This window comes from Dactylosporangium sp. CA-152071 (assembly GCF_050936335.1).
Taxonomy (GTDB): domain Bacteria; phylum Actinomycetota; class Actinomycetes; order Mycobacteriales; family Micromonosporaceae; genus Dactylosporangium; species Dactylosporangium maewongense.
In genome coordinates this window covers 4,862,679-4,882,011 of sequence record NZ_JBNJMZ010000001.1, presented here as the reverse complement: position 1 = coordinate 4,882,011, position 19,333 = coordinate 4,862,679, and the positions used below count along the sequence as shown (strand labels likewise).

Below are 19,333 nucleotides of genomic sequence, written 5' to 3'. Positions count from 1 at the left end.
CCGACACCGTCGAGGAGCGCGCCCGTGCGAAACGTGATCATCCTGGCCGCCGGCGAGGGAAAGCGGATGAAGTCCGCCCTGCCCAAGGTGCTGCACCCGCTGCTCGGCCGGACCCTGGTGGGCCACGTGCTCGCCGCCGCCGAGGAGGCGATCGGAGGCGCCGCCACCGTGGTCGTCGGCCACGGCGGTGAGCTGGTCCGGGCCCACCTGGAGCAGATCGCGCCGGCCGCCGTGCCGGTCACCCAGATCGAGCAGCGCGGCACCGGTCACGCGGTGCGCATCGCGCTGGAGGAGACGCCCGACCTCACCGGCACCGTGGTCGTGCTCAACGGCGACATCCCGCTGCTGCGCGCGGAGACCCTCAGCGCGCTCGTGCACACGCACGAGAGCACCAAGGCCGCCGCGACCGTGCTGACCGCGGAGGTCGACGACCCCACCGGCCTCGGGCGCATCGTGCGCAACCGGGGCGGCGAGTTCGCGGCCATCGTCGAGGAGCGCGACGCCACGCCCGCGCAGCGGGGCATCCGCGAGATCAACTCCGGGGCCTACGTGTTCGACGCGGAGCGGCTGCGCGAGATGCTCGGCAAGCTCTCCACCGACAACGACCAGGGCGAGGAGTACCTCACCGACGTCATCGGCCTGCTCTCCGCGGCCGGCGCGCCGATCGTCGCCCACCGCGCCCCGGACGCCACCGAGACCCTCGGCGCCAACGACCGCGCCGAGCTCGCCGGGCTGCGGGCGCTCATGCGGGACCGGATCAACGACGAGTGGATGCGCTCCGGGGTCGCGATCATCGACCCGGCGACCACGTGGATCGACGTCACCGTCACCCTCGACCGGGACGCGGTCGTCGAGCCCAACACGCACCTGCGCGGCGCGACCCGCATCGGCGAGGGCGCGGTCGTCGGCCCCGACACCTCGCTCATCGACGTGATCGTCGGCGAGGGCGCGACCGTCGTGCGGACCCACGCCCTGTCCTCGGAGATCGGGCCGCAGGCGTCGGTCGGCCCGTTCGCCTATCTGCGCCCCGGCACGCGGCTCGGCCGCAAGTCGAAGGTCGGCACGTTCGTGGAGACCAAGGCCGCCGACATCGGCGACGGCGCGAAGGTGCCGCACCTGTCCTACGTCGGCGACGCCGAGATCGGCGAGGGCACCAACATCGGCGCCGCGACCGTCTTCGTCAACTACGACGGGGTGCAGAAGCGCCGGTCGGTGATCGGCGCGCACGCCCGCACCGGCGCCGACAACATGTTCGTCGCCCCGGTGCACGTCGGCGACGGCGCCTACACCGCCGCCGGCAGCGTGATCGTCAAGGACGTGCCCCCCGGCGCACTCGGCGTCTCCCGGGCCAACCAACGCAACATCGAGGGCTGGGTGGAGCGCAAGCGGCCTGGCACAGCCGCCGCGCAGGCCGCGCGCGACGCCCTCGCACGTGAAGAAAACCACGTCGCGCCCGCCTCGGTGGCCGATGCGGGGCCATCCGACGAACAATGAGCCCAACCACGAGATCGGGAGCGGGCGAAACCCACATGGCCAGCATCAGTTCGGAGAACCGCAAGAACCTCATGCTCTTCTCCGGCCGGGGTTTTCCCGCGCTCGCTGAGGAGATCGGGGCGGTGCTCGGCGTCGAGCCGACACCGATGGACGCCTACGACTTCGCCAGCGGCGAGATCTTCATCCGCTACCGGGAGTCGGTGCGCGGCTCCGACGCGTTCGTCGTGCAGTCGATGGTCGCCCCGATCAACGACTGGCTCATGGAGAGCCTGATCATGGTGGACGCGCTCAAGCGCGGCTCGACCAAGCGGATCACGGTCGTCCTGCCGTTCTACCCGTACGCGCGGCAGGACAAGAAGCACCGCGGCCGCGAGCCGATCTCCGCCCGGCTCGTCGCCGACCTGCTCAAGACCGCCGGCGCCAACCGGATCCTCACCGTCGACCTGCACACCGCGCAGATCCAGGGCTTCTTCGACGGCCCTGTCGACCACCTCTTCGCGATGAACACCCTCGCCGACCACATCGACGCCAAGTACGCCGGGCGCCCGATCACCGTCGTCGCCCCCGACTCCGGCCGGGTCCGGGTCGCCGAGCGCTGGACCGACCGCCTCGGCGGCTGCCCGCTCGCGTTCATCCACAAGACCCGCGACCCGCTCAAGCCCAACCAGGTGGTCGCCAACCGGGTCGTCGGCGAGGTCGAGGGCCGGGTCTGCCTGATCGTCGACGACATGATCGACACCGGCGGCACGATCGTCAGCGCCGCCGACATCCTCTTCCAGGAGGGAGCCGCCGACGTCATCGTCGCGGCCACCCACGCCGTGCTGTCCGACCCGGCCTGCGAGCGACTCGACGCCAGCCGGATCAGCGAGGTCGTGGTGACCAACACACTCCCCCTCCCGAACGACAAGAAGGTCGACAAGATCACCCAGCTGTCGATCGCCCCGCTGCTGGCCCGCGCCATCCGCGAGGTGTTCGACGACGGGTCGGTCACGACCCTTTTCGGCGGTCTGTCCTGATCCTCCCCGGGCTTTCCTGGTCTTTTCCAGGGCCCTGCGGCCCGTCCGGTTGACACAGGCGCGTGATCTGCACAACCGGACGGGTGCCGTGTGAGGGTGCCCGGAGGTCTCGGGTAAGCTAGTGCGGTTGCCACGGCGAGGGTGCTCCAAGGGCCGGGCGTGCGTTCCAGCGACCATCGCGGAAGCGGTCTTCGCGGGATCGGCATGACGGCCATCGGGCTCCGTGATCGACGCGGTGCTCCGGGCCTGTGCCCCGTGCGCCTCCTCGCCCGTGCGCCGCACACGACAACTGTTACCGGTCGCGCCGGCCGGTGCCCGCCGCACAACCGCATCAGGAGTTTTTGCCGTGTCCGAGGTAAAGATCAGCGCTGAGCCCCGCACCGAGTTCGGCAAGGGTGGTGCCCGCCGCACGCGCCGGGCCGGCAAGGTGCCCGCCGTGCTGTACGGCCACGGCGAAGCGCCCCGCCACATCGCCCTCCCCGCCCGCGAGTTCGCCGCCGCCATCCGGCACGGCGGCAAGAACCAGATCTTCAACATCGAGATCAACGGCGGCGGCACCGCGCTCGCCCTGCCGAAGGCCATCCAGCGCGACCCGATCAAGGACATCTACGAGCACGTCGACCTGCTCATCGTCCGCCGTGGCGAGAAGGTCACCGTCGAGGTCCCGGTCCACCTGACCGGCGAGGCCGCCCGCGACACCCTCGTCATGGTGGAGAGCACCACCCTGGCGATCCTGGCCGACGCGACCAAGCTGCCCGAGTTCCTCGAGGCCTCGATCGACGGCCTGGAGGCCGGCAACCACGTCACCGCCGGTGCGATCAAGCTCCCCGCCGGTGCCGAGCTGGCCGCCGACCCGGAGAGCATCGTCGCCGTCATCAGCGCCGCCCCGACCGCCGAGGCGCTCGAGGGTGAGGCCGCTGAGGCCGCCGTCGAGCCGGCCGCCGAGGCCGCCGAGGCGACCCCGGAGCCGGCCGACGCCTGAGCTCCACCGCTCCAAAGGCCGCGGGCGCCCCAAAGGGCACCCGCGGCCGCTGTCTGAGCGGACCCCGGCCCAGCACAGCGCACCCGGCCCACCGCGACCCTGATGTCGCAAGGACCGATCCACGTGCGCCGGCCGCTCCCTGCCCCCGGCGCCGCCATCTCACCGAGCCTGGCCCTCGCGGCTGCGAGCCTGGCTGTAAGCGCACTCGCCGCCCGCGACCTGTGTCGTGCGGAGACTTGGCCGTGGCCGAGAGACCGGACTGTGGCTGCGGGGCTCGGTTGTGGCTGTGGGACTTCGGCCGTGGGTGGCTGGCTGTAGGCGCTTCCGGCGCCCGTGACCGGCAGCCCGCCGTGACCTGGCCGTGGCTGTGGGATTGGGCGTGACTGCGAGTCCAAGCTGTGGCTGTGGGACTCGGCTGTGGGTGGCTGGTCGTGGACGCTTTCAGCGTTTCGTGACCGGCAGCCCGCCGTGACCTGGCCGTGGCTGCGGGATTGGGCGTGACTGCGAGTCCAAGCTGTGGCTGTGGGACTCGGCTGTGGGTGGCTGGCCGTGGACGCTTTCAGCGTTTCGTGACCGGCAGCCCGCCGTGACCGTGGCTGTGGGTCTGGCTGTGGCTGCACTTGGCGTCGCGACTTGCGTCTCGCGTAGACCTGGCCGTGGCTGCGGGATTTGGCTGTGGCGACGAGGCCGGGCTGCGGACCGCGGCCGTGGCTGGCTGGCTGGCTGTGGACGTTTCGCTGCGCATGACTGGCAGCCTGCCGAGACCAGGCTGTGCTGCGAGTCCGGTCGCGGCTGCGGCGTTGGCGTCGACGCATCCGGCGCCTGCGACCGGTGTCTCGGTGAGACTTGGCCGTGGCTGCGGGACCGGGCTGTGGCTGTGGCTGTGGGACTTTGGCGCGTGGGTGGCTGGCTGTGGTCGCTTCCGCCGCCCGTGACTGGCGGCCTGCCGAGACCAGGCTGTGCTGCGGGTCCGGCTCTGGCTGCGGCTCTGGCCGTGGATGCACCCGGCGCTCGCGACGGGGGTCTCGCGGAGGGCCAGTCGTGGCTGCCGGACCAGGCCGTGGCCGCTGCCGGTCTCCGCGGCTGGCAGTCCGCCGAGGCCGGGCCGTGGTTGCGGGTCGGGCCGTGGGTGCGGCTTGGACGCGGTCGGCGGTCGCGACCGGTGGCTCGCGGGGACCGGGGCGTTGCTGCGAGACTTGGCCGCGGACGCCTCCCGCGCCTGCATCTCGCCGAGCTCGACGTGATGAAGGTAGCAGCGAGGTACGACAGTTCTAGCCGGCCGCTCGACCGGCGCTTCGTGGAGACTCGGGGCTCGGACGCCTGGTGGTGGTCGTGGCCTTGCCGCTGTGAGGGGACCTGATGACGGACACCGCGCCCTGGCTGGTCGTGGGGCTGGGGAACCCCGGCCCGGAGTACGCGCGACACCGGCACAACGTCGGCTTCATGATTGCCGACCTGATCGCGCAGCGGGCGGGGCTGCGGTTCTCCAAGCATCGCCGGGTCGCGGCCGACGTGGCCGAGGGGCGGCTGCGCGTCGGGGGGCCGCGCATCGTGCTGGTGAAGCCGCTGACGTTCATGAACCTGTCGGGCGGGCCGGTGGCCGGCCTCGCGCAGTTCTACAAGGTGCCGGTGGCTCAGGTGATCGCCGTGCACGACGAGCTCGACGTGCCGTACGAGCAGCTGCGGCTCAAGCAGGGCGGTGGGGAGGGCGGCCACAACGGGCTGCGGTCCATGTCGTCCTCGCTCGGCAGCAAGGACTACGTGCGGGTCAGGTTCGGCATCGGCCGGCCGCCCGGGCGGCAGAACCCGGCTGACTTCGTCCTGTCGGACTTCTCCGCGGTCGAGCGCAAGGAGCTGGACTTCTTCGTCGACCGGGCCGCGGACGCGGTGGAGATGGTAATCGAGCGCGGCCTGGAGCCGGCGCAGAACCAGTATCACGCGTCGTAACGGCCTGCCTGTCCATCGTCCGTCCGGTCCGAACCTGCCATGCGGGTCCGTGTGTCGCCGTGACGCATGTCCGAGTTGCACGTTGTACTCCAAGTCGCACCTTTTGCAAAGAAGGCGGACTCAAGGAGGCGTGCGTGGCGGTCGACAGCGGGCGAGCGCGGGATGGCTTCCACCGCCCGGCACATCTCCGCCCCGAGGACCGCCCCGGCGGCCTGCGCCGCGAGGAGCGCACGAACGCGCTGCGCCGCGAGGAGCGCACCGGCGCCGTCCAGCGGCGTGAGCACCGCGCCGGCCTGCGGTGGGAGGAGCGGCCGGGAGGTGCGCGCCAGGAGCGCTCCGGCGGCCTGCGGCGCCCCGAACGCCAGAGCAACGCCCTGCAGTCCACGCCACCGGCCGCGGCGCCGCCACCCGCGGTGGCCAAAGAGCCCGTCCAGCGCACAGAACCCGTCCAGCGCACGGAGACCGTCGAGCGTCAGGTCGTACGGCGCCGGCCCAGCCCCATGGGTGCAACCACCGGCCGCCGCGCCGGGCACCCCGAGCGCCTCCCGTCGGCCGCCGCCCGCACCGCCGCCGCCCCCGTGTCGCCGGCCCCCGGCCCACCGGTCCCGCCCGCCCTCGTGTCGGCCCAGCTCGAGGCCGCCGTCGAGGATGCCGTCGGAGGGGCGGCAACGTTCGTACCGGCGACGAAACCGCAGGAAGAGCACCTCGAGCCGGCCAGGACGCCGCGGCACCGGGCCCGCTGGGCGTGGGAGGGGCGTTACCTGCGGACCCTGCTGCTGATCGACTCGGTGATCGGGGTGCTCGCGGGCCTGGTCGCGTTCGAGGTGCGGTTCGGCTCGGTGCTGACGAACTACAACACCCGCTACGCGCTGCTGTCCGCGCTCCTGCCGGTCGCCTTCACCGCCACCCTCGCCGCCAACCGCGCGTACGAGAAGCGGTACCTCTTCGTCGGCACCGACGAATACCAGCGGGTGCTGCGCGCCGGCCTGGGGCTGACCGCCGCGACCATCGTCGGCGCCTACGCCGCGGAGATCCAGATCGCCCGCGGCTGGTTCGCGGTCGCGCTGCCGCTGGTCACGTCGGGCTGCCTGGTGTCGCGGTTCGTGCTGCGGCAGCTGCTGCACCGGGCCCGCAAGACGCGCGGCGCCTGCATGCGGCGGGTCGTGGTGGTCGGGCACGGGCTGGCGGTCGAGGCGATGACCACGCAGCTGTGCCGGGAGCGGTATCACGGGCTGAAGGTCGTCGGCGCCTGCCTCGCCGAGGAGGGCAGCGTGCCGGGCGTGCCGGTGCTGGGCACGTTCGACGAGATCGCCGGTGCGGTGCGCCGGGCCCGGGCCGACACGGTGCTGGTGCTGTCGTGCCCCGAGCTGGACGGGCACGCCCTGCGCCGGCTCGCGTGGCGCCTGGAGCGCGACGACATCGACCTGATCGTGGCCAGCACGCTGATCGACGTGGCCGGCAGCCGGACGACCATCCGGCCCGTCGACGGCCTGCCGATGCTGCACGTCGAGCACCCCACGCTGACCGGCGCGCGCCGCGTGCTGAAGGCGGTCGTCGACCGGGTCGGCGCCGTAGTCCTGCTGGTCGTGCTGAGTCCCCTTCTGGCTGGTCTGGCGCTCGCGGTTCGCGCGGAGTCCAAAGGGCCGGTACTGTTTCGTCAAGTACGGGTTGGAAAAGACGGTCGTGAGTTCGTGATCGTCAAGTTCCGCACCATGCACACGGACGCCGAAGCCCGCCTCGCCGAGCTCCGGCACCTCAACGAAGTCGACGGCGCGCTGTTCAAACTGCGCAACGACCCACGGGTCACCCGCGTCGGACGGTTTCTGCGCAAGTTTTCGCTCGACGAGCTGCCCCAGCTGCTCAATGTGCTCGGAGGCAGCATGTCACTGGTCGGGCCGCGCCCGCCGCTGCCGGAGGAGGTCGCCGTGTATCCGGACGACGCCCGGCGCAGGCTGGCCGTGCGGCCCGGGATGACCGGCCTCTGGCAGGTGTCCGGCCGGTCGGACCTATCGTGGGACGAAGCGGTCCGCCTCGACCTGCAGTATGTGGAGAACTGGTCGCTGTCGCTCGACCTGGTGATCATGCTGCGGACGCTGAGCGCGGTGACCCGAGGGGCTGGAGCGTACTGATGACCGATCTGCCACCCGCCACCGACGGCGGGTTCGCGCGCTGGCTCGCCCAGCGCGCCGGCGACCTGCTGCTGAAACTCCGCGAGGAGATGGGGTACGCCGACCCGGCCGCCCTGCGCAAGGCCGGCGACCGGCAGTCGCACGAGCTGCTGGTGGCGCAGCTGGAGCGCTGGCGCCCCGCCGACGCGGTCCTGTCCGAGGAGGGCGCCGACAGCGCCACCCGGCTGAACGCCGATCGGGTCTGGATCGTCGACCCGCTCGACGGCACCCGCGAGTTCGGCGAGGAGGGCCGCGCCGACTGGGCGGTCCACGTCGCCCTGTGGGGCCGCACGTCCGCGCGGATCACCGAGTACGCCGGCGACGGCACCCCGCAGCCGCAGCGCGCCGCCGGCTGGGGCCGGCTCCTGGCCGGTGCGGTCGCCCTCCCGGCGCAGCACTGCGTGCTCGGCACCGACGCCCCGCCGCCCTTCCCGCCCATGCCGGGCGTGCAGGGCGAGCCGATCCGCCTCGCGGCCAGCCGGACCCGCCCGCCGGCGCTGCTGACCGCGCTCGCGGAGCGGCTGCCGATCGAGCTGGTGCCGATGGGATCCGCCGGCGCGAAGATCGCCGCGGTGATCGACGGCGCCGTCGACGCCTATGTCCACGCCGGCGGTCAGTACGAGTGGGACTCCGCCGCACCGGTCGCTGTGGCGGTCGCCACGGGTCTGCACGCTTCCCGGATCGACGGGACTACGTTGGAATACAACCAGCCCGACCCACGGCTGCCTGACCTGGTGGTGTGTCGGAAGGCACTGGCGCCTCAGCTGCTGGCCGCGATCAGCGCGTCCGTCGCTTCCTAGGGAAAGGTTTCCGCCAACCATGAGCCGCGCGCCCTACCGCGTCTCGCATCTGGACGCTCTCGAGGCCGAGAGCCTGTTCATCATGCGTGAGGTGGTCGCCGAGTTCGAGCGACCGGTCCTGCTGTTCTCCGGCGGCAAGGACTCGATCGTCATGCTCCGCCTCGCGGAGAAGGCGTTCGCGCCCGGCCGGATCCCGTTCCCGGTCATGCACGTCGACACGGGGCACAACTTCCCCGAGGTTCTCGAGTACCGGGACCGCCGCGTCGGCGAGCTCAACGTGCAGCTCATCGTGGCGAGCGTCCAGGAGGCGATCGACAGCGGCCTGGTGCGCGAGTCCGGCGACGGCATGCGCAACCGGATCCAGACGCCGGTCCTGCTGGAGGCCGTCGAGAAGTACCGCTTCGACGCGCTGTTCGGCGGTGCCCGCCGCGACGAGGAGAAGGCCCGCGCCAAGGAGCGCGTCTTCAGCTTCCGCGACGACTTCGGCCAGTGGGACCCGCGCAACCAGCGGCCCGAGCTGTGGGCGCTCTACAACGCCCGCATCGCGCCCGGCGAGTCGATCCGCGTCTTCCCTCTGTCCAACTGGACCGAGCTGGACGTCTGGCACTACATCGCCCGCGAGGGCATCCCGCTGCCCGACATCTACTACTCGCACGACCGCGAGGTCGTCGACCGTAACGGGATGCTCTACGCGATCAACGAGTTCCTGCCGCTGAAGTCCGGCGAGAAGCCGTTCGTGGAGCGGGTCCGTTACCGCACCGTCGGCGACGCCTCCTGCACCGCGGCGGTCCGCAGCGACGCGGACACGATCGACAAGGTGATCGACGAGGTCGCCGCGACCCGCATCACCGAGCGCGGCGCGACCCGCGGCGATGACAAGGTCAGCGAGGCGGCCATGGAAGACCGCAAGCGTGAGGGGTACTTCTAAGATGACCGCGGTTGTTGAGACGCCCGCCCAGCGGCAGATGGACCTGCTGCGGTTCGCGACGGCGGGCTCCGTCGACGACGGCAAGTCGACCCTGATCGGCCGGCTGCTCTACGACTCGAAGGCGATCTTCGAGGACCAGCTGGAGGCGGTCGAGGCCACGTCGCGCTCGCGTGGCGACGAGTACACCAACCTCGCGCTGCTGACCGACGGCCTGCGCGCCGAGCGCGAGCAGGGCATCACGATCGACGTGGCCTACCGGTACTTCGCGACGCCGCGGCGGAAGTTCATCATCGCCGACACGCCGGGGCACATCCAGTACACGCGCAACATGGTCACCGGCGCCTCCACCGCCGACCTGGCGCTGATCCTGGTCGACGCGCGCAAGGGCCTGGTCGAGCAGTCCCGGCGGCACGCCTTCCTGTGCTCGCTGCTGCGCGTGCCGCACCTGGTGCTCTGCGTGAACAAGATGGACCTCGTCGACTACTCGCAGGAGGTCTTCGAGCGGATCGCCGACGAGTTCACGTCGTTCGCGGCGAAGCTCGAGGCGCCCGACCTGACGGTCATCCCGATCTCGGCGCTGCACGGGGACAACCTCGTCAGCCGGTCGGAGAACATGCCGTGGTACGAGGGGCCGTCGCTGCTGCACCACCTGGAGCACGTGCACATCGCCTCGGACCGCAACCTGGTCGACGTGCGGTTCCCGGTGCAGTACGTGATCCGTCCGCAGTCGACCACGGTCGCCGACTACCGCGGCTACGCCGGCCAGGTCGCCTCGGGCGTGCTGAAGCCCGGCGACGAGGTGATGGTCCTGCCGTCCGGCTTCACCACGAAGATCACGCACATCGAGACCGCCGACGGGCCGCTGCAGGAGGCGTACCCGCCGATGTCGGTGACGATCCGGCTCGCGGACGAGATCGACATCGCCCGCGGCGACCTGATCTGCCGGCCGAACAACGCGCCGGCCGTCGCCCAGGACATCGAGGCGATGATCTGCTGGATGGACGAGAGCCGCCCGCTGACCGTCGGCGCCAAGTATTCGATCAAGCACACGACCCGCTCGGCCCGCACCGTGATCCGCGGCCTGCAGTACCGGCTGGACGTGAACACGCTGCACCGCGACGAGTCGGCGACGTCGCTCGGCCTCAACGAGATCGGCCGGGTGAAGCTGCGCACCACGGTGCCGCTGCTCGCCGACCAGTACCGGCGCAACCGCACCACCGGCGGCTTCATCATCATCGACGAGGCCACGAACCGGACCGTCGGCGCCGGCATGATCATCGAGGCCGGCTGAACATCCGCTTACGGTTGGCGCGGGCGGATCACCGACACCCGCGCCACCCGGCGGCCTTCCACCGTCCTGACGTGCAGGTGCCAGCCGTCGTGCCGCACCTCGTCGCCGGAACGGGGCAGCCTCCCGAGACGGGCCATCACGAAGCCCGCCACGGTCTCGTACGGGCCGGTGGGCAGTGTCAGCCCCGTCCGCTCCGCCAGGTCGGCGAGGTTGAGGCGCCCGTCGACCTCGGCGGTCTTCTCTTCAAGAGGCGGCAGGTCGTACTCGTCGTGGATCTCGCCGACGAGCTCCTCGATCAGGTCCTCCAGGGTCACGATGCCCGCGGTCCCGCCGTACTCGTCGATGACGACCGCCAGGTGGTGGCCCTCCCGCCGCATCTCCGACAGTGCCGCCAGGACCCGCTTGCTGGCCGGCAGCCGCTTCACCTCGCGGGTCAGCTCCCGCAGCCGCAGGCAGGGGTCGACCGCGGGCAGCAGGGTCAGGTCGCGCACGTGGACGAAGCCGAGCACGTCGTCCTGGTCGCCGTCGATCACCGGGAACCGGGAGTGCCGGGTGGCCCGCACGACGGTCACCGCCTCGGCGACCGTCAGGCCCGCGTCGAGGAACAGCACCTCGGTCCGCGGCACCATCACCTCACGGACGTGGCCGGTGCCGGTGCCGCCGGCGATCAGCGTGCGCAGCTCCGCCTCGCTGACGTCCGTGGATTCGTCGGCGGTGTGCAGCCGGTGCGCCAAGCGGCTCAGCAGACCCGCCACAGCCTGTCGCAAGGTCCCGGCGCCATGCTGCGACATGCCCGAAATTGTAGGTGCCGGGCACTATGCCGTTCACCTCTGACGTGTAAATTTGTTGGTTCCTGATGACTTTTGGAGGAACGCCGTGAAACTGCTCGTCACCGGGGGCGCCGGCTACATCGGCAGCGTCGTCACCGCACTGCTGCTCGACGCCGGTCACGACGTGACAGTGCTCGACGACCTCTCCACCGGCCATGAGTCGTCGGTGCCGCAGGGCGCCGTCTTCGTCCGCGGCCGGGTCCACGACGCGATCGGCGACGTGCTGACCCGCGACGCCGGATTCGACGGCGTGCTGCACTTCGCCGCGTTCATCGCCGCCGGCGAGAGCGTGCAGAAGCCGGAGAAGTACTGGGAGAACAACACCGTCGGCACGCTGCTGCTGCTGGACGCCATGCGCGCCGCCGGCACCCGCCGCCTCGTCTTCTCCTCCACGGCGAACGTCTACGGCGACCCCGACGTCGTGCCGATCCCGGAGACCGCCGCGGTGCGGCCGCCCAACCCGTACGCCACCTCGAAGCTCGCCGCCGACCACGCGCTCACGGGCGAGGCCGTCGGCCACGGCATCTCCGCGGTCAGCCTGCGCTACTTCAACGTCGCCGGCGCGCTGCGCCGCCCGGACGGCTCGATCATCGGCGAGCGGCACGACCCCGAGACGCACCTGATCCCGATCGCGCTGCAGGTCGCGCTCGGCCGCCGGGAGAAGCTCCAGCTCTTCGGCGACGACTACGACACCCCCGACGGCACCAACATCCGCGACTACATCCACGTCGCCGACCTGGGTGAGGCCCACCTCCTGGCGCTCGCGACCATGGACGGCCCCGGCCACCGCGTCTACAACCTGGGCAACGGCACCGGCTTCTCCAACCGGCAGGTCGTCGACGTGGTCCGCGAGGTCACCGGCCACCCGATCCCGGTCGAGATGGCGCCCCGCCGCCCGGGCGACCCGGAGCGGCTCGTCGCCGCCTCCGACAAGGCGAAGCGGGAGCTGTCCTGGACGCCGCGGCACACCGAGCTGTCGACGATGGTCCAGGACGCCTGGGACCTCATCCGGGGCTGACAGGGCTTTGTCCAGGGCGGGCGCTACTGGGCGTCGAGCTTCTGCCAGGTGGTGCCGTCGACCGAGTACGCGGTGTAGATCGTGGACATCTCGTAGGCGACCCAGCCGGTCTGCGTCCGGGACAGCCGCTTCGTCGGGTGCAGGCCCTGGACCCGCTGCCAGGTGGCGCCGCGGTCGGTGGAGACGAGCCAGTGGCTGTCGCCGTCGACGATGACGAGGCGGCCGTCCAGCAGCGGGACCAGGTCGCCGCCGATGGTGGTCGCCGTGAGCGGGCGGGGCTGGCCGAAGCCGGCGCCGCCGTCGGAGGACGCGGCGACGCCCAGCAGCGTGGGCGGGGTGGTGGTGGGGTCCGTCAGTGCCGCGTAGACGTCCCGGCCGAGGAACGACACCTGGGCCGTGCCGCCGCCGGGGAACGTCGTCGGCTTCCACGTGACGCCCCCGTCGCGGGACACCGCCACCGCCGGGTGGCCGCCGTCCGCCCCGCCGACCCACCAGGAGCCGTCGCCCGCGCGTACGGGAGCGACCCACGCCAACCCGAGCGGCGGCTGGGCGTGCGGCTGCACCAGCGTGGTGCCGTCGTGCAGCAGCGCCATGAGCCGCCCGTCGCGCAGGACCAGGCGGGCGTCGCCGGGCAGTGCGTCGACGGTGGTGGCCGGTTGGGAGTCGGTGTCCCAGTCGGCCCCGTCGGTGCTGCTGGCCCGGGCGCCGTCCGCGCCGAGCAGGGTGATCCGCGACCCGGTGACCACCAGCGACGGCAGCGCGCCGCGCGGGGGCGAGCGGAAGGCGCCGGGTGCCTGGGCGGTGCTCCACGTCCGGCCACCGTCGAGGGTGGCGTTGACCCAGGCGGTACAGGTGGCGGCGCAGTCGACCGTGAGCAGGAACCCACGGTCGGCGTCGATGAACTCGGCGTCCTGGATCTTCCCGGGGAGGTCCCGGGGGAGGGCGGGCAGCCCGTTGATCGTGATCCCGCCGCCCGTGTAGACGGCGCCGGGCGCGGCGGACGGCGAGGCGGCCACCTGCGGCGGTGGCGCCTCGCGCGGGATCAGGCGCGGGACCAGGAACGACGCGGCGACGAGCAGCCCCAGGGCGACCGCCCCCACCTGGGCGGCGCGCCGGCGGCGGCGCAGGACGCGGGCCCGGGCGGTGATCGCGGCCAGCGGCGGCTGGGTGAAGTCGAGCCGCTGGGCGCGGAGCAGGGTCTCCAGCTCGTCAGGCATGACGCACCTCCGTGGGCGCATAGCCGGGAAGCCGTTCGGCGAGGGCGGCCCGCCCCCGCGACAGCCGCGACTTGACGGTCCCGCCGGGCACGCCGAGCGTGGCCGAGATCTCCTCGACGCTGAGGTCGGCGTAGTAGTGCAGCACGATGACCTCCCGGTACGTGCGGGGAATGGCGTCGAGGGCGTCGGTCAGGTCGGTGCGCTCGGGCGAGGGGCCGGCCTCCACGTGCCGCTGGACGGCGCGCTCGCGGAGCATGATCAGGTCGAGCAGCTTCCGCCGGCGCCAGCGGCGGCGGACGACGTTGACCGCCACGGTGCGCAGCCACGCCTCGGGGTTGTCGATGCCGGTGAAGCCGCCGGGCCGGGCGGCGGCGCGGGCGAACGCCTCCTGGACCACGTCCTGCGCCTCGGTGAGGTCGGTCGTGAACGCGTAGAGCTGCGTCACCAGCCGCCGGTAGCAGGCGTGGTAGACCCCCTCGAGCTCGCTCACACCGGCCACGATCCTCGGCCGCCTCCTTCGGTTCCCGGGAATTCCACTTTTCCGGGAACCCGCGGTCAGTCCGGCAGGACGGTCGCCGACAGCGTGGCGGACTGCCAGTTGCGGCCGTCCAGGGAGAGCCTGGGCGGGTCGCCGAGCGAGGCGTAGCCGTTGTCGAGCGCGTCGAGCGGGCCGCCGGGGCCGGCGACGATCTCGAAGTGCTCCCCGTCGATGCTCTGCAGGTAGGCGATCTCGGAGTCGCCCTGGACCCACAGCACCAGCGAGCGGTCGAGGCGCGCCAGCACGCCGAAGGCGCGGCCGTTGAGCGCGCCGTCGTTGTTCAGCGGCGCCGGCAGCTCGATCTTGGTGGTCACCTCCTGCCAGGTGTGGCCGCCGTCGCGGGTACGGAAGTGCCGGATCCCCTTGCTGTAGCGGATGAACGCGTGGGCGGTGACGCCGTCGAGCGTGGCGAGCGTCGGCGCGTCGATGCCCGTGGGTGCGGGGAGCGTGACGGCCTGCCAGTGCCGGCCCTGGTCGGTGCTGACCGCGACCGCGGGCGCACCGGAGTGGATGTCCGCGCCGGTGACCCACCAGCCGGCCGCGACCGGCAGGTCGCCCACCAGGGACCGGCGGGCCATCGGCGGCTGGTCGACGAGCAGGCTCAGCCCCCCGGTGTCCTGCCGGACGCCGAAGAGGTCGCCGTACTGGGCGAGCTGGAGCGCCCGGTCGGCGGGTCCGAGGGCCTCGCGGGTCTCGGGCCCGATGACCGGCGTGGCGGGCTTGTCGTCGAGGCGGAACTTCACGCTGGTGCGGGAGCCGCCGCTGACCTCGCCGCTGAGCATGAACGTCTGCGGGGAGATCCGGGCCAGCTCGATGTGGTCGAGCTTGTCCAGCGGGCTCTGCCGCAGCGCGTCCATCAGGAACGGGCCGCGCCGCTGCGCGGACCCGTCCCGCAGCACGACCACCTGGAGGTTGCACCGGCGGGCCTGCGGCACCTCGACGCAGACGTCCACGGCGGCGACCACGCCGTCGGGCAGGTCGCCGGCGGCCGCCCGGATCGTCCGGGTCGACTCGAACGTGCCGCTCGCCGGCGCCGACGCCGACGGCTGCGGGCTCCAGGGGTCGCCGATGTCCGGGTTGGGGCCGAGGGCGGCCGGTGTGGGGCGGCCGAACACGCCGGCCAGGGCGACGGGCGCGAACACGGCGAGCGTGCCGACCAGGGCGCCGGCGACGGCCATCCGGTCGCGTCTGCGGACCCGGCCGGCCCGGCGGGACAGCAGGCTGAAGTCGGGCATCCACGTCGCCGACTCGATCTGCGCGCGGAGGGTGCGGAAGTCCAGGTCAGGGCGCATCGCGCACCTCCTGGACGTCTCGCTGGGGCAGGACCGCGGGGCGGCGGCGCGGGCCGACGGCGTCGGGGTCGGCGTCGCTGAGCAGGGCGGCGAGCATGGCGCGGCCCCGCGACAGGCGGGCCTTCACCGTGCCGACGGGCACGCCCAGGGCGTCGGCGACCTCGTGCACGGACATGTCGGCCAGGTGGTGCAGCACGATCGTCTCGCGCGTCGCCTGCGACAGCTGCTGCAGGGCGGCGACGAGCGCCACCCGGTTGGGGTCGACGCCGGGCACGCTTTCCACCGGACGGGCGACACGGCCGCTGCGGACCAGGGTGTCGAACAGCCGGCGGCGCCGCCAGCGGGTCCGGGCCAGATTCATCGCGACGGTGCGTAACCACGCCTCCGGGTCGGCGACGTCGAGGAACTGCCGCGGGCGGGCCAGGGCGCGCGCGTAGGCCTCCTGGACCAGGTCCTGGGCCTCGGCGTGGTCGCCGGTGAGCGCGTAGAGGGCGGCGACCAGCCGCCGGTAATGTGCCTCGTACGCGTCACGGACGGCCTCGCGTGCCTCGAGCTCTTCACCCACCCCGTCACCCCCTCACCGTTGAAGACCGCTATGACCCGCTCCCGGTTGCGCCACCGCTGTGGTGGTGCTGACAGAATGACGCGCATGTCGCCGTCCGTCAGCACCGACCGTCCTCGGGTGCTCTCCGGGATCCAGCCCACCGCCGACTCGTTCCATCTGGGCAACTATCTCGGCGCGTTGCGTAACTGGGTGGCGATGCAGGACACGCACGACACCTTCTACTGCGTCGTCGACCTGCACGCGATCACCGCCGGCCACGACCCGGCGCTGCTGCGCAAGCGGACCCGGGTGAGCGCGGCGCAGCTGCTGGCCGTCGGGCTCGACCCCGACCGGTGCACCCTCTTCGTGCAGAGCCAGGTGCCGGAGCACGCGCAGCTCGGCTGGGTGATGGGCTGCATCACCGGCTTCGGCGAGGCCAGCCGGATGACGCAGTTCAAGGACAAGTCGCAGAAGCAGGGCGCCGACCGCTCCAGCGTCGGGCTGTTCACCTACCCGATCCTGCAGGCCGCCGACATCCTGCTCTACCAGGCCGACGCGGTGCCGGTCGGCGAGGACCAGCGCCAGCACCTGGAGCTGACCCGCGACCTGGCCCAGCGGTTCAACACCACCTTCGGCAAGACGTTCACCGTGCCGGCGCCGTACATCATCAAGGACACGGCGAAGATCACCGACCTGCAGGAGCCGACCGCGAAGATGTCGAAGTCGGCGTCGACCGCGGCCGGCCTGGTCGAGCTGCTCGAGGACCCGGCGAAGGCGGCGAAGAAGATCAAGTCGGCGGTCACCGACACCGGCCGCGAGATCATCTTCGACCAGGCCGCGAAGCCCGGCATCGCCAACCTGCTGACGATCTACTCGGCGCTGACCGGCCGGAGCATCGACGATCTGGTCGCCGCCTATGACGGCAAGGGCTACGGCGACCTCAAGAAGGACCTCGCCGAGGTCGTGGTGGAGTTCCTGCGCCCGATCCAGCAGCGCACCAACGCCTACCTGGAGGACCCGGCGCAGCTGGACAAGCTGCTCGCGATCGGCGCCGAGAAGGCCCGCTCGGTCGCCGCTGCCACCCTCGGCACGGTCTACGACCGGATCGGGTTCCTCGCACCGGGTGCTGCGCACTGACGTGGCTCGCGAGCAGACCACCATCGGCGTCGCGATCGACCTTCCCGACCCGTGGGGCAGCGAGCTGACCGCCGCCCGGCTCGCCGCGGGCGACCCCGCCGCGGCGCACGTGCCCGCGCACGTGACCCTGCTCGGCCCCACCGTCGTGGCCGCCGCCGACCTGCCCGCGATCGACCGGCACCTCACGGAGGTCGCGGGGCGGCACGCGGCGTTCACCGTGCGGCTGCGCGGGACCGGCACGTTCCGCCCGCTGACGCAGGTCGTCTTCGTGGCGGTCGCCGCCGGCATCGGCGAGTGCGAGCGGCTGCACGAGGCGGTGCAGGCGGCGACCGAGATCGAGGCGGCGGCGTCGTACCCGTACCACCCGCACGTGACGGTCGCGCACAACGTGGCGCCGGAGCGGCTCGACGCGGCCTTCGCCGACCTCGCCGGCTACGAGGCGGTCTTCGACGTGGACGGGTTCGCGCTCTTCGAGCACGACGAGAGCGGTCGATGGCAGCCGTACGCGCAGTACCGCCTGTCGCCGCGCCGGTCCGCGGTCGATCAGCGACGATAGAGAGGTGGGCCTGCTGGACCGGCTGGAGGCCGGCTTCGACAAGGCGGTGGCCGGGGGCCGCCGGCGCTCCCGCGCGTTCGACCACGTGTGGCGGGCCCAGGAGCGCTACTTCGACGTCGACGCGGCCCGCCTCGCCGCCGCGACCGCCTACTACGGCTTCTTCGCCGTCTTCGCGATGGTCGTGGTGGCCTTCTTCATCCTCGGCCGGGTGCTCGGCGGCAACGAGGCCGTCGTCGCCAGGGTCCAGGCCTACCTGGCGGTCAACCTGCCGCAGCTGCACTCCGACCAGATCTTCGCCGGCAGCCAGCAGATCGGGCTGATCGCGATGATCGGCCTGATCATCGCCGGCGTCGGCTGGGTGGAGAACCTGCGCTCGTCGCAGCGCGCCCTGTGGCACCTGCAGGAGCATCCCGGCAACTACTTCGTGCGGTGGCTCGTCGACCTCGCCGTCCTGGTGGCGCTCGGCCTGCTGCTGATCGTGTCGATCGGCATCTTCGCCGGCGTCCAGGAGCTGCTGTACTGGCTGGCCGGCGACTTCGAGCAGGACCCCGTCCGGGTGGCGCTGCGGGGCACGTCGACGCTGCTGTCCGGCATCGTGGACCTGGTGCTGGGCATGGCGCTGCTGGCCGGCGTGCCGCGGCTGCGGATGTCGCTGCGCCGGCTGCTGCCCTCGGCGGCGCTCTTCGCGGTCGGGCTCGGCCTGCTCAAGACGCTGGGGAAGCTCTACATCACCCGGATCGAGGACAACCCGGCCTACCAACTGGTCGCCGGCACGATCGGGCTGCTGCTCTACATGTACCTGCTGCACCAGCTGCTGCTCTTCGCCGCGGCCCTGGCCGCCACCGACACGCACGGGCGGGCGAAGGACCTGGCCGGCGGCGCGCCGCGCAGCGACGTGCAGGCGGCGCTGCGGGCGGCCGAGCTGGTCGAGCAGGCCGCGGAGACCACCCAGCGGGTCGCCGCCGAGGTGCGCGCCGACCACCCGCCGCTGGCCGGCGCCGCGGATCCGGAGCCCTCCGCCGCCGGCACCGCCTCCGCCGATCCCCAGTCGGTCGCGGTCGCCGCCGACATGGCGCGCCGGATCGCCCCGTCCGGCGGTTCAGCGCCACCGGAGCCGCGCGACGCGTCATGATGGGCGCCGTGGGTGCACTTGTGACTTTGGACCTGCCGGCCGACGCGCCGGCGCTGACCCTGCCGTGGATCATCACCTTCGGCCCGTTGAACGAAGACGAGGAGTGGGAGCCCGTCGTGTGCGGGCCCTATGAGCGGGCGCACGCGCTCGCCCTCGCCGAGGCCGTCGTGGCCGACGAGGAGCTGATGGCGGTGGTCGAGCCGCTCCAGCCGCACGTCACCGCCGACCAGATCCTCGGCGACATCGCCGCCTCCCGCCTCGCCGCCGAGAACGAGGACCTGGAGACGGCGGCGCTCGACGAGGAGCTCGCCGACTACGACGACGACCACGGCCACCACCACCACGACCACGACCACGACGACCCGGACCACACGCACGAAGCCCCGTCGATCGAGGAGATCCGCGCCGGCTTCGCCCGGATCGCGGCGAAGCTCACCGCTTAG

18 protein-coding genes are annotated in these 19,333 nt (G+C 72.3%); 13 read left to right on the top strand and 5 right to left on the bottom strand.

The window, feature by feature from the left end; genetic code table 11:
* Positions 1 to 24 precede the first annotated feature (24 nt).
* The 8 genes from glmU (at position 25) to cysN (ending at position 10,626) form a co-directional block, all read left to right on the top strand.
* Positions 25 to 1,494 (top strand): bifunctional UDP-N-acetylglucosamine diphosphorylase/glucosamine-1-phosphate N-acetyltransferase GlmU, encoded by a 1,470-nt coding sequence (gene glmU / locus ACQEVZ_RS21850; protein WP_344503868.1) that lies wholly within the window; start codon positions 25 to 27, stop codon positions 1,492 to 1,494.
* 35 nt (positions 1,495 to 1,529) lie between these two features.
* Entirely contained in the window at positions 1,530 to 2,510 is a 981-nt protein-coding gene (locus ACQEVZ_RS21845) for a ribose-phosphate diphosphokinase (protein ID WP_344503867.1), read from the top strand.
* 346 nt (positions 2,511 to 2,856) lie between these two features.
* Positions 2,857 to 3,492, top strand: coding sequence for a 50S ribosomal protein L25/general stress protein Ctc (locus tag ACQEVZ_RS21840; protein ID WP_433369333.1), 636 nt, complete (start codon positions 2,857 to 2,859; stop codon positions 3,490 to 3,492).
* 1,359 nt (positions 3,493 to 4,851) lie between these two features.
* A complete protein-coding gene (gene pth / locus ACQEVZ_RS21835) occupies positions 4,852 to 5,439 on the top strand; it encodes an aminoacyl-tRNA hydrolase (protein WP_425552263.1) in 588 nt (195 codons plus the stop codon).
* 134 nt (positions 5,440 to 5,573) lie between these two features.
* Positions 5,574 to 7,568: a sugar transferase gene (locus ACQEVZ_RS21830; protein ID WP_433369329.1), complete on the top strand. Its 1,995-nt coding sequence runs from the start codon at positions 5,574 to 5,576 to the stop codon at positions 7,566 to 7,568.
* Positions 7,568 to 8,407, top strand: coding sequence for a 3'(2'),5'-bisphosphate nucleotidase CysQ (locus ACQEVZ_RS21825; RefSeq protein ID WP_344503864.1), 840 nt, complete (start codon positions 7,568 to 7,570; stop codon positions 8,405 to 8,407). The genes ACQEVZ_RS21830 and ACQEVZ_RS21825 overlap by 1 nt, the downstream gene beginning before the upstream one ends.
* Positions 8,408 to 8,426: 19 nt before the next feature.
* Positions 8,427 to 9,335 carry a sulfate adenylyltransferase subunit CysD gene (gene cysD / locus ACQEVZ_RS21820; protein WP_344503863.1) on the top strand — a complete coding sequence of 303 codons (909 nt, stop codon included), beginning with the start codon at positions 8,427 to 8,429 and terminating at the stop codon, positions 9,333 to 9,335.
* A 1-nt stretch (position 9,336) separates the two neighbouring features.
* Entirely contained in the window at positions 9,337 to 10,626 is a 1,290-nt protein-coding gene (cysN, locus tag ACQEVZ_RS21815; protein WP_344503862.1) for a sulfate adenylyltransferase subunit CysN, read from the top strand.
* 8 nt (positions 10,627 to 10,634) lie between these two features.
* Here cysN and ACQEVZ_RS21810 read toward each other — a convergent pair whose 3' ends face one another.
* Positions 10,635 to 11,417, bottom strand: a complete 783-nt coding sequence (locus ACQEVZ_RS21810; RefSeq protein ID WP_344503861.1) for a hemolysin family protein — start codon at positions 11,415 to 11,417, stop codon at positions 10,635 to 10,637.
* Positions 11,418 to 11,502: 85 nt separating this feature from the next.
* Here ACQEVZ_RS21810 and galE point away from each other — a divergent pair, with 85 nt between their 5' ends.
* A complete protein-coding gene (gene galE / locus ACQEVZ_RS21805; protein WP_344503860.1) occupies positions 11,503 to 12,474 on the top strand; it encodes a UDP-glucose 4-epimerase GalE in 972 nt (323 codons plus the stop codon).
* Positions 12,475 to 12,497: 23 nt separating this feature from the next.
* Here the strand turns inward: galE and ACQEVZ_RS21800 are convergent, their stop codons facing one another.
* The 4 genes from ACQEVZ_RS21800 to ACQEVZ_RS21785 all read right to left on the bottom strand — a co-directional run bounded on the left by ACQEVZ_RS21800 (position 12,498) and on the right by ACQEVZ_RS21785 (position 16,086).
* Positions 12,498 to 13,691: a sialidase family protein gene (locus ACQEVZ_RS21800; protein WP_433369323.1), complete on the bottom strand. Its 1,194-nt coding sequence runs from the start codon at positions 13,689 to 13,691 to the stop codon at positions 12,498 to 12,500.
* A complete protein-coding gene (locus ACQEVZ_RS21795) occupies positions 13,684 to 14,181 on the bottom strand; it encodes an RNA polymerase sigma factor (protein ID WP_354899071.1) in 498 nt (165 codons plus the stop codon). Before ACQEVZ_RS21795 ends, ACQEVZ_RS21800 begins: the two co-directional genes overlap by 8 nt.
* Positions 14,182 to 14,246: 65 nt before the next feature.
* A complete protein-coding gene (locus tag ACQEVZ_RS21790; RefSeq protein ID WP_433369319.1) occupies positions 14,247 to 15,521 on the bottom strand; it encodes a hypothetical protein in 1,275 nt (424 codons plus the stop codon).
* The gene (locus tag ACQEVZ_RS21785; RefSeq protein WP_433369316.1) at positions 15,511 to 16,086 is read right to left on the bottom strand and encodes an RNA polymerase sigma factor; all 576 of its coding nucleotides are present in this window, start codon (positions 16,084 to 16,086) and stop codon (positions 15,511 to 15,513) included. The genes ACQEVZ_RS21790 and ACQEVZ_RS21785 overlap by 11 nt, the downstream gene beginning before the upstream one ends.
* An 84-nt stretch (positions 16,087 to 16,170) precedes the next feature.
* Here ACQEVZ_RS21785 and trpS point away from each other — a divergent pair, with 84 nt between their 5' ends.
* Genes trpS through ACQEVZ_RS21765 form a run of 4 tightly spaced genes read left to right on the top strand, consistent with a single transcriptional unit; the run spans position 16,171 to position 19,333 of the window.
* Positions 16,171 to 17,202 carry a tryptophan--tRNA ligase gene (trpS, locus tag ACQEVZ_RS21780; RefSeq protein WP_344503854.1) on the top strand — a complete coding sequence of 344 codons (1,032 nt, stop codon included), beginning with the start codon at positions 16,171 to 16,173 and terminating at the stop codon, positions 17,200 to 17,202.
* Positions 17,189 to 17,758 (top strand): 2'-5' RNA ligase family protein, encoded by a 570-nt coding sequence (locus ACQEVZ_RS21775; protein WP_344503853.1) that lies wholly within the window; start codon positions 17,189 to 17,191, stop codon positions 17,756 to 17,758. The genes trpS and ACQEVZ_RS21775 overlap by 14 nt, the downstream gene beginning before the upstream one ends.
* A 4-nt stretch (positions 17,759 to 17,762) precedes the next feature.
* The gene (locus ACQEVZ_RS21770; protein ID WP_433369311.1) at positions 17,763 to 18,890 is read left to right on the top strand and encodes a YhjD/YihY/BrkB family envelope integrity protein; all 1,128 of its coding nucleotides are present in this window, start codon (positions 17,763 to 17,765) and stop codon (positions 18,888 to 18,890) included.
* Between the two features lie 8 nt (positions 18,891 to 18,898).
* Positions 18,899 to 19,333 carry a hypothetical protein gene (locus ACQEVZ_RS21765; RefSeq protein ID WP_344503851.1) on the top strand — a complete coding sequence of 145 codons (435 nt, stop codon included), beginning with the start codon at positions 18,899 to 18,901 and terminating at the stop codon, positions 19,331 to 19,333.

Coding starts and splice junctions, on each gene's coding strand:
- ACQEVZ_RS21845 (WP_344503867.1), top strand. CDS start 1,530: ATGGCCAGCATCAGTTCGGAGAACCGCAAGAACCTCATGCTCTTCTCC.
- pth (WP_425552263.1), top strand. CDS start 4,852: ATGACGGACACCGCGCCCTGGCTGGTCGTGGGGCTGGGGAACCCCGGC.
- ACQEVZ_RS21825 (WP_344503864.1), top strand. CDS start 7,568: ATGACCGATCTGCCACCCGCCACCGACGGCGGGTTCGCGCGCTGGCTC.
- cysD (WP_344503863.1), top strand. CDS start 8,427: ATGAGCCGCGCGCCCTACCGCGTCTCGCATCTGGACGCTCTCGAGGCC.
- cysN (WP_344503862.1), top strand. CDS start 9,337: ATGACCGCGGTTGTTGAGACGCCCGCCCAGCGGCAGATGGACCTGCTG.
- ACQEVZ_RS21810 (WP_344503861.1), bottom strand. CDS start 11,417: ATGTCGCAGCATGGCGCCGGGACCTTGCGACAGGCTGTGGCGGGTCTG.
- ACQEVZ_RS21800 (WP_433369323.1), bottom strand. CDS start 13,691: ATGCCTGACGAGCTGGAGACCCTGCTCCGCGCCCAGCGGCTCGACTTC.
- ACQEVZ_RS21790 (WP_433369319.1), bottom strand. CDS start 15,521: ATGCGCCCTGACCTGGACTTCCGCACCCTCCGCGCGCAGATCGAGTCG.
- trpS (WP_344503854.1), top strand. CDS start 16,171: ATGTCGCCGTCCGTCAGCACCGACCGTCCTCGGGTGCTCTCCGGGATC.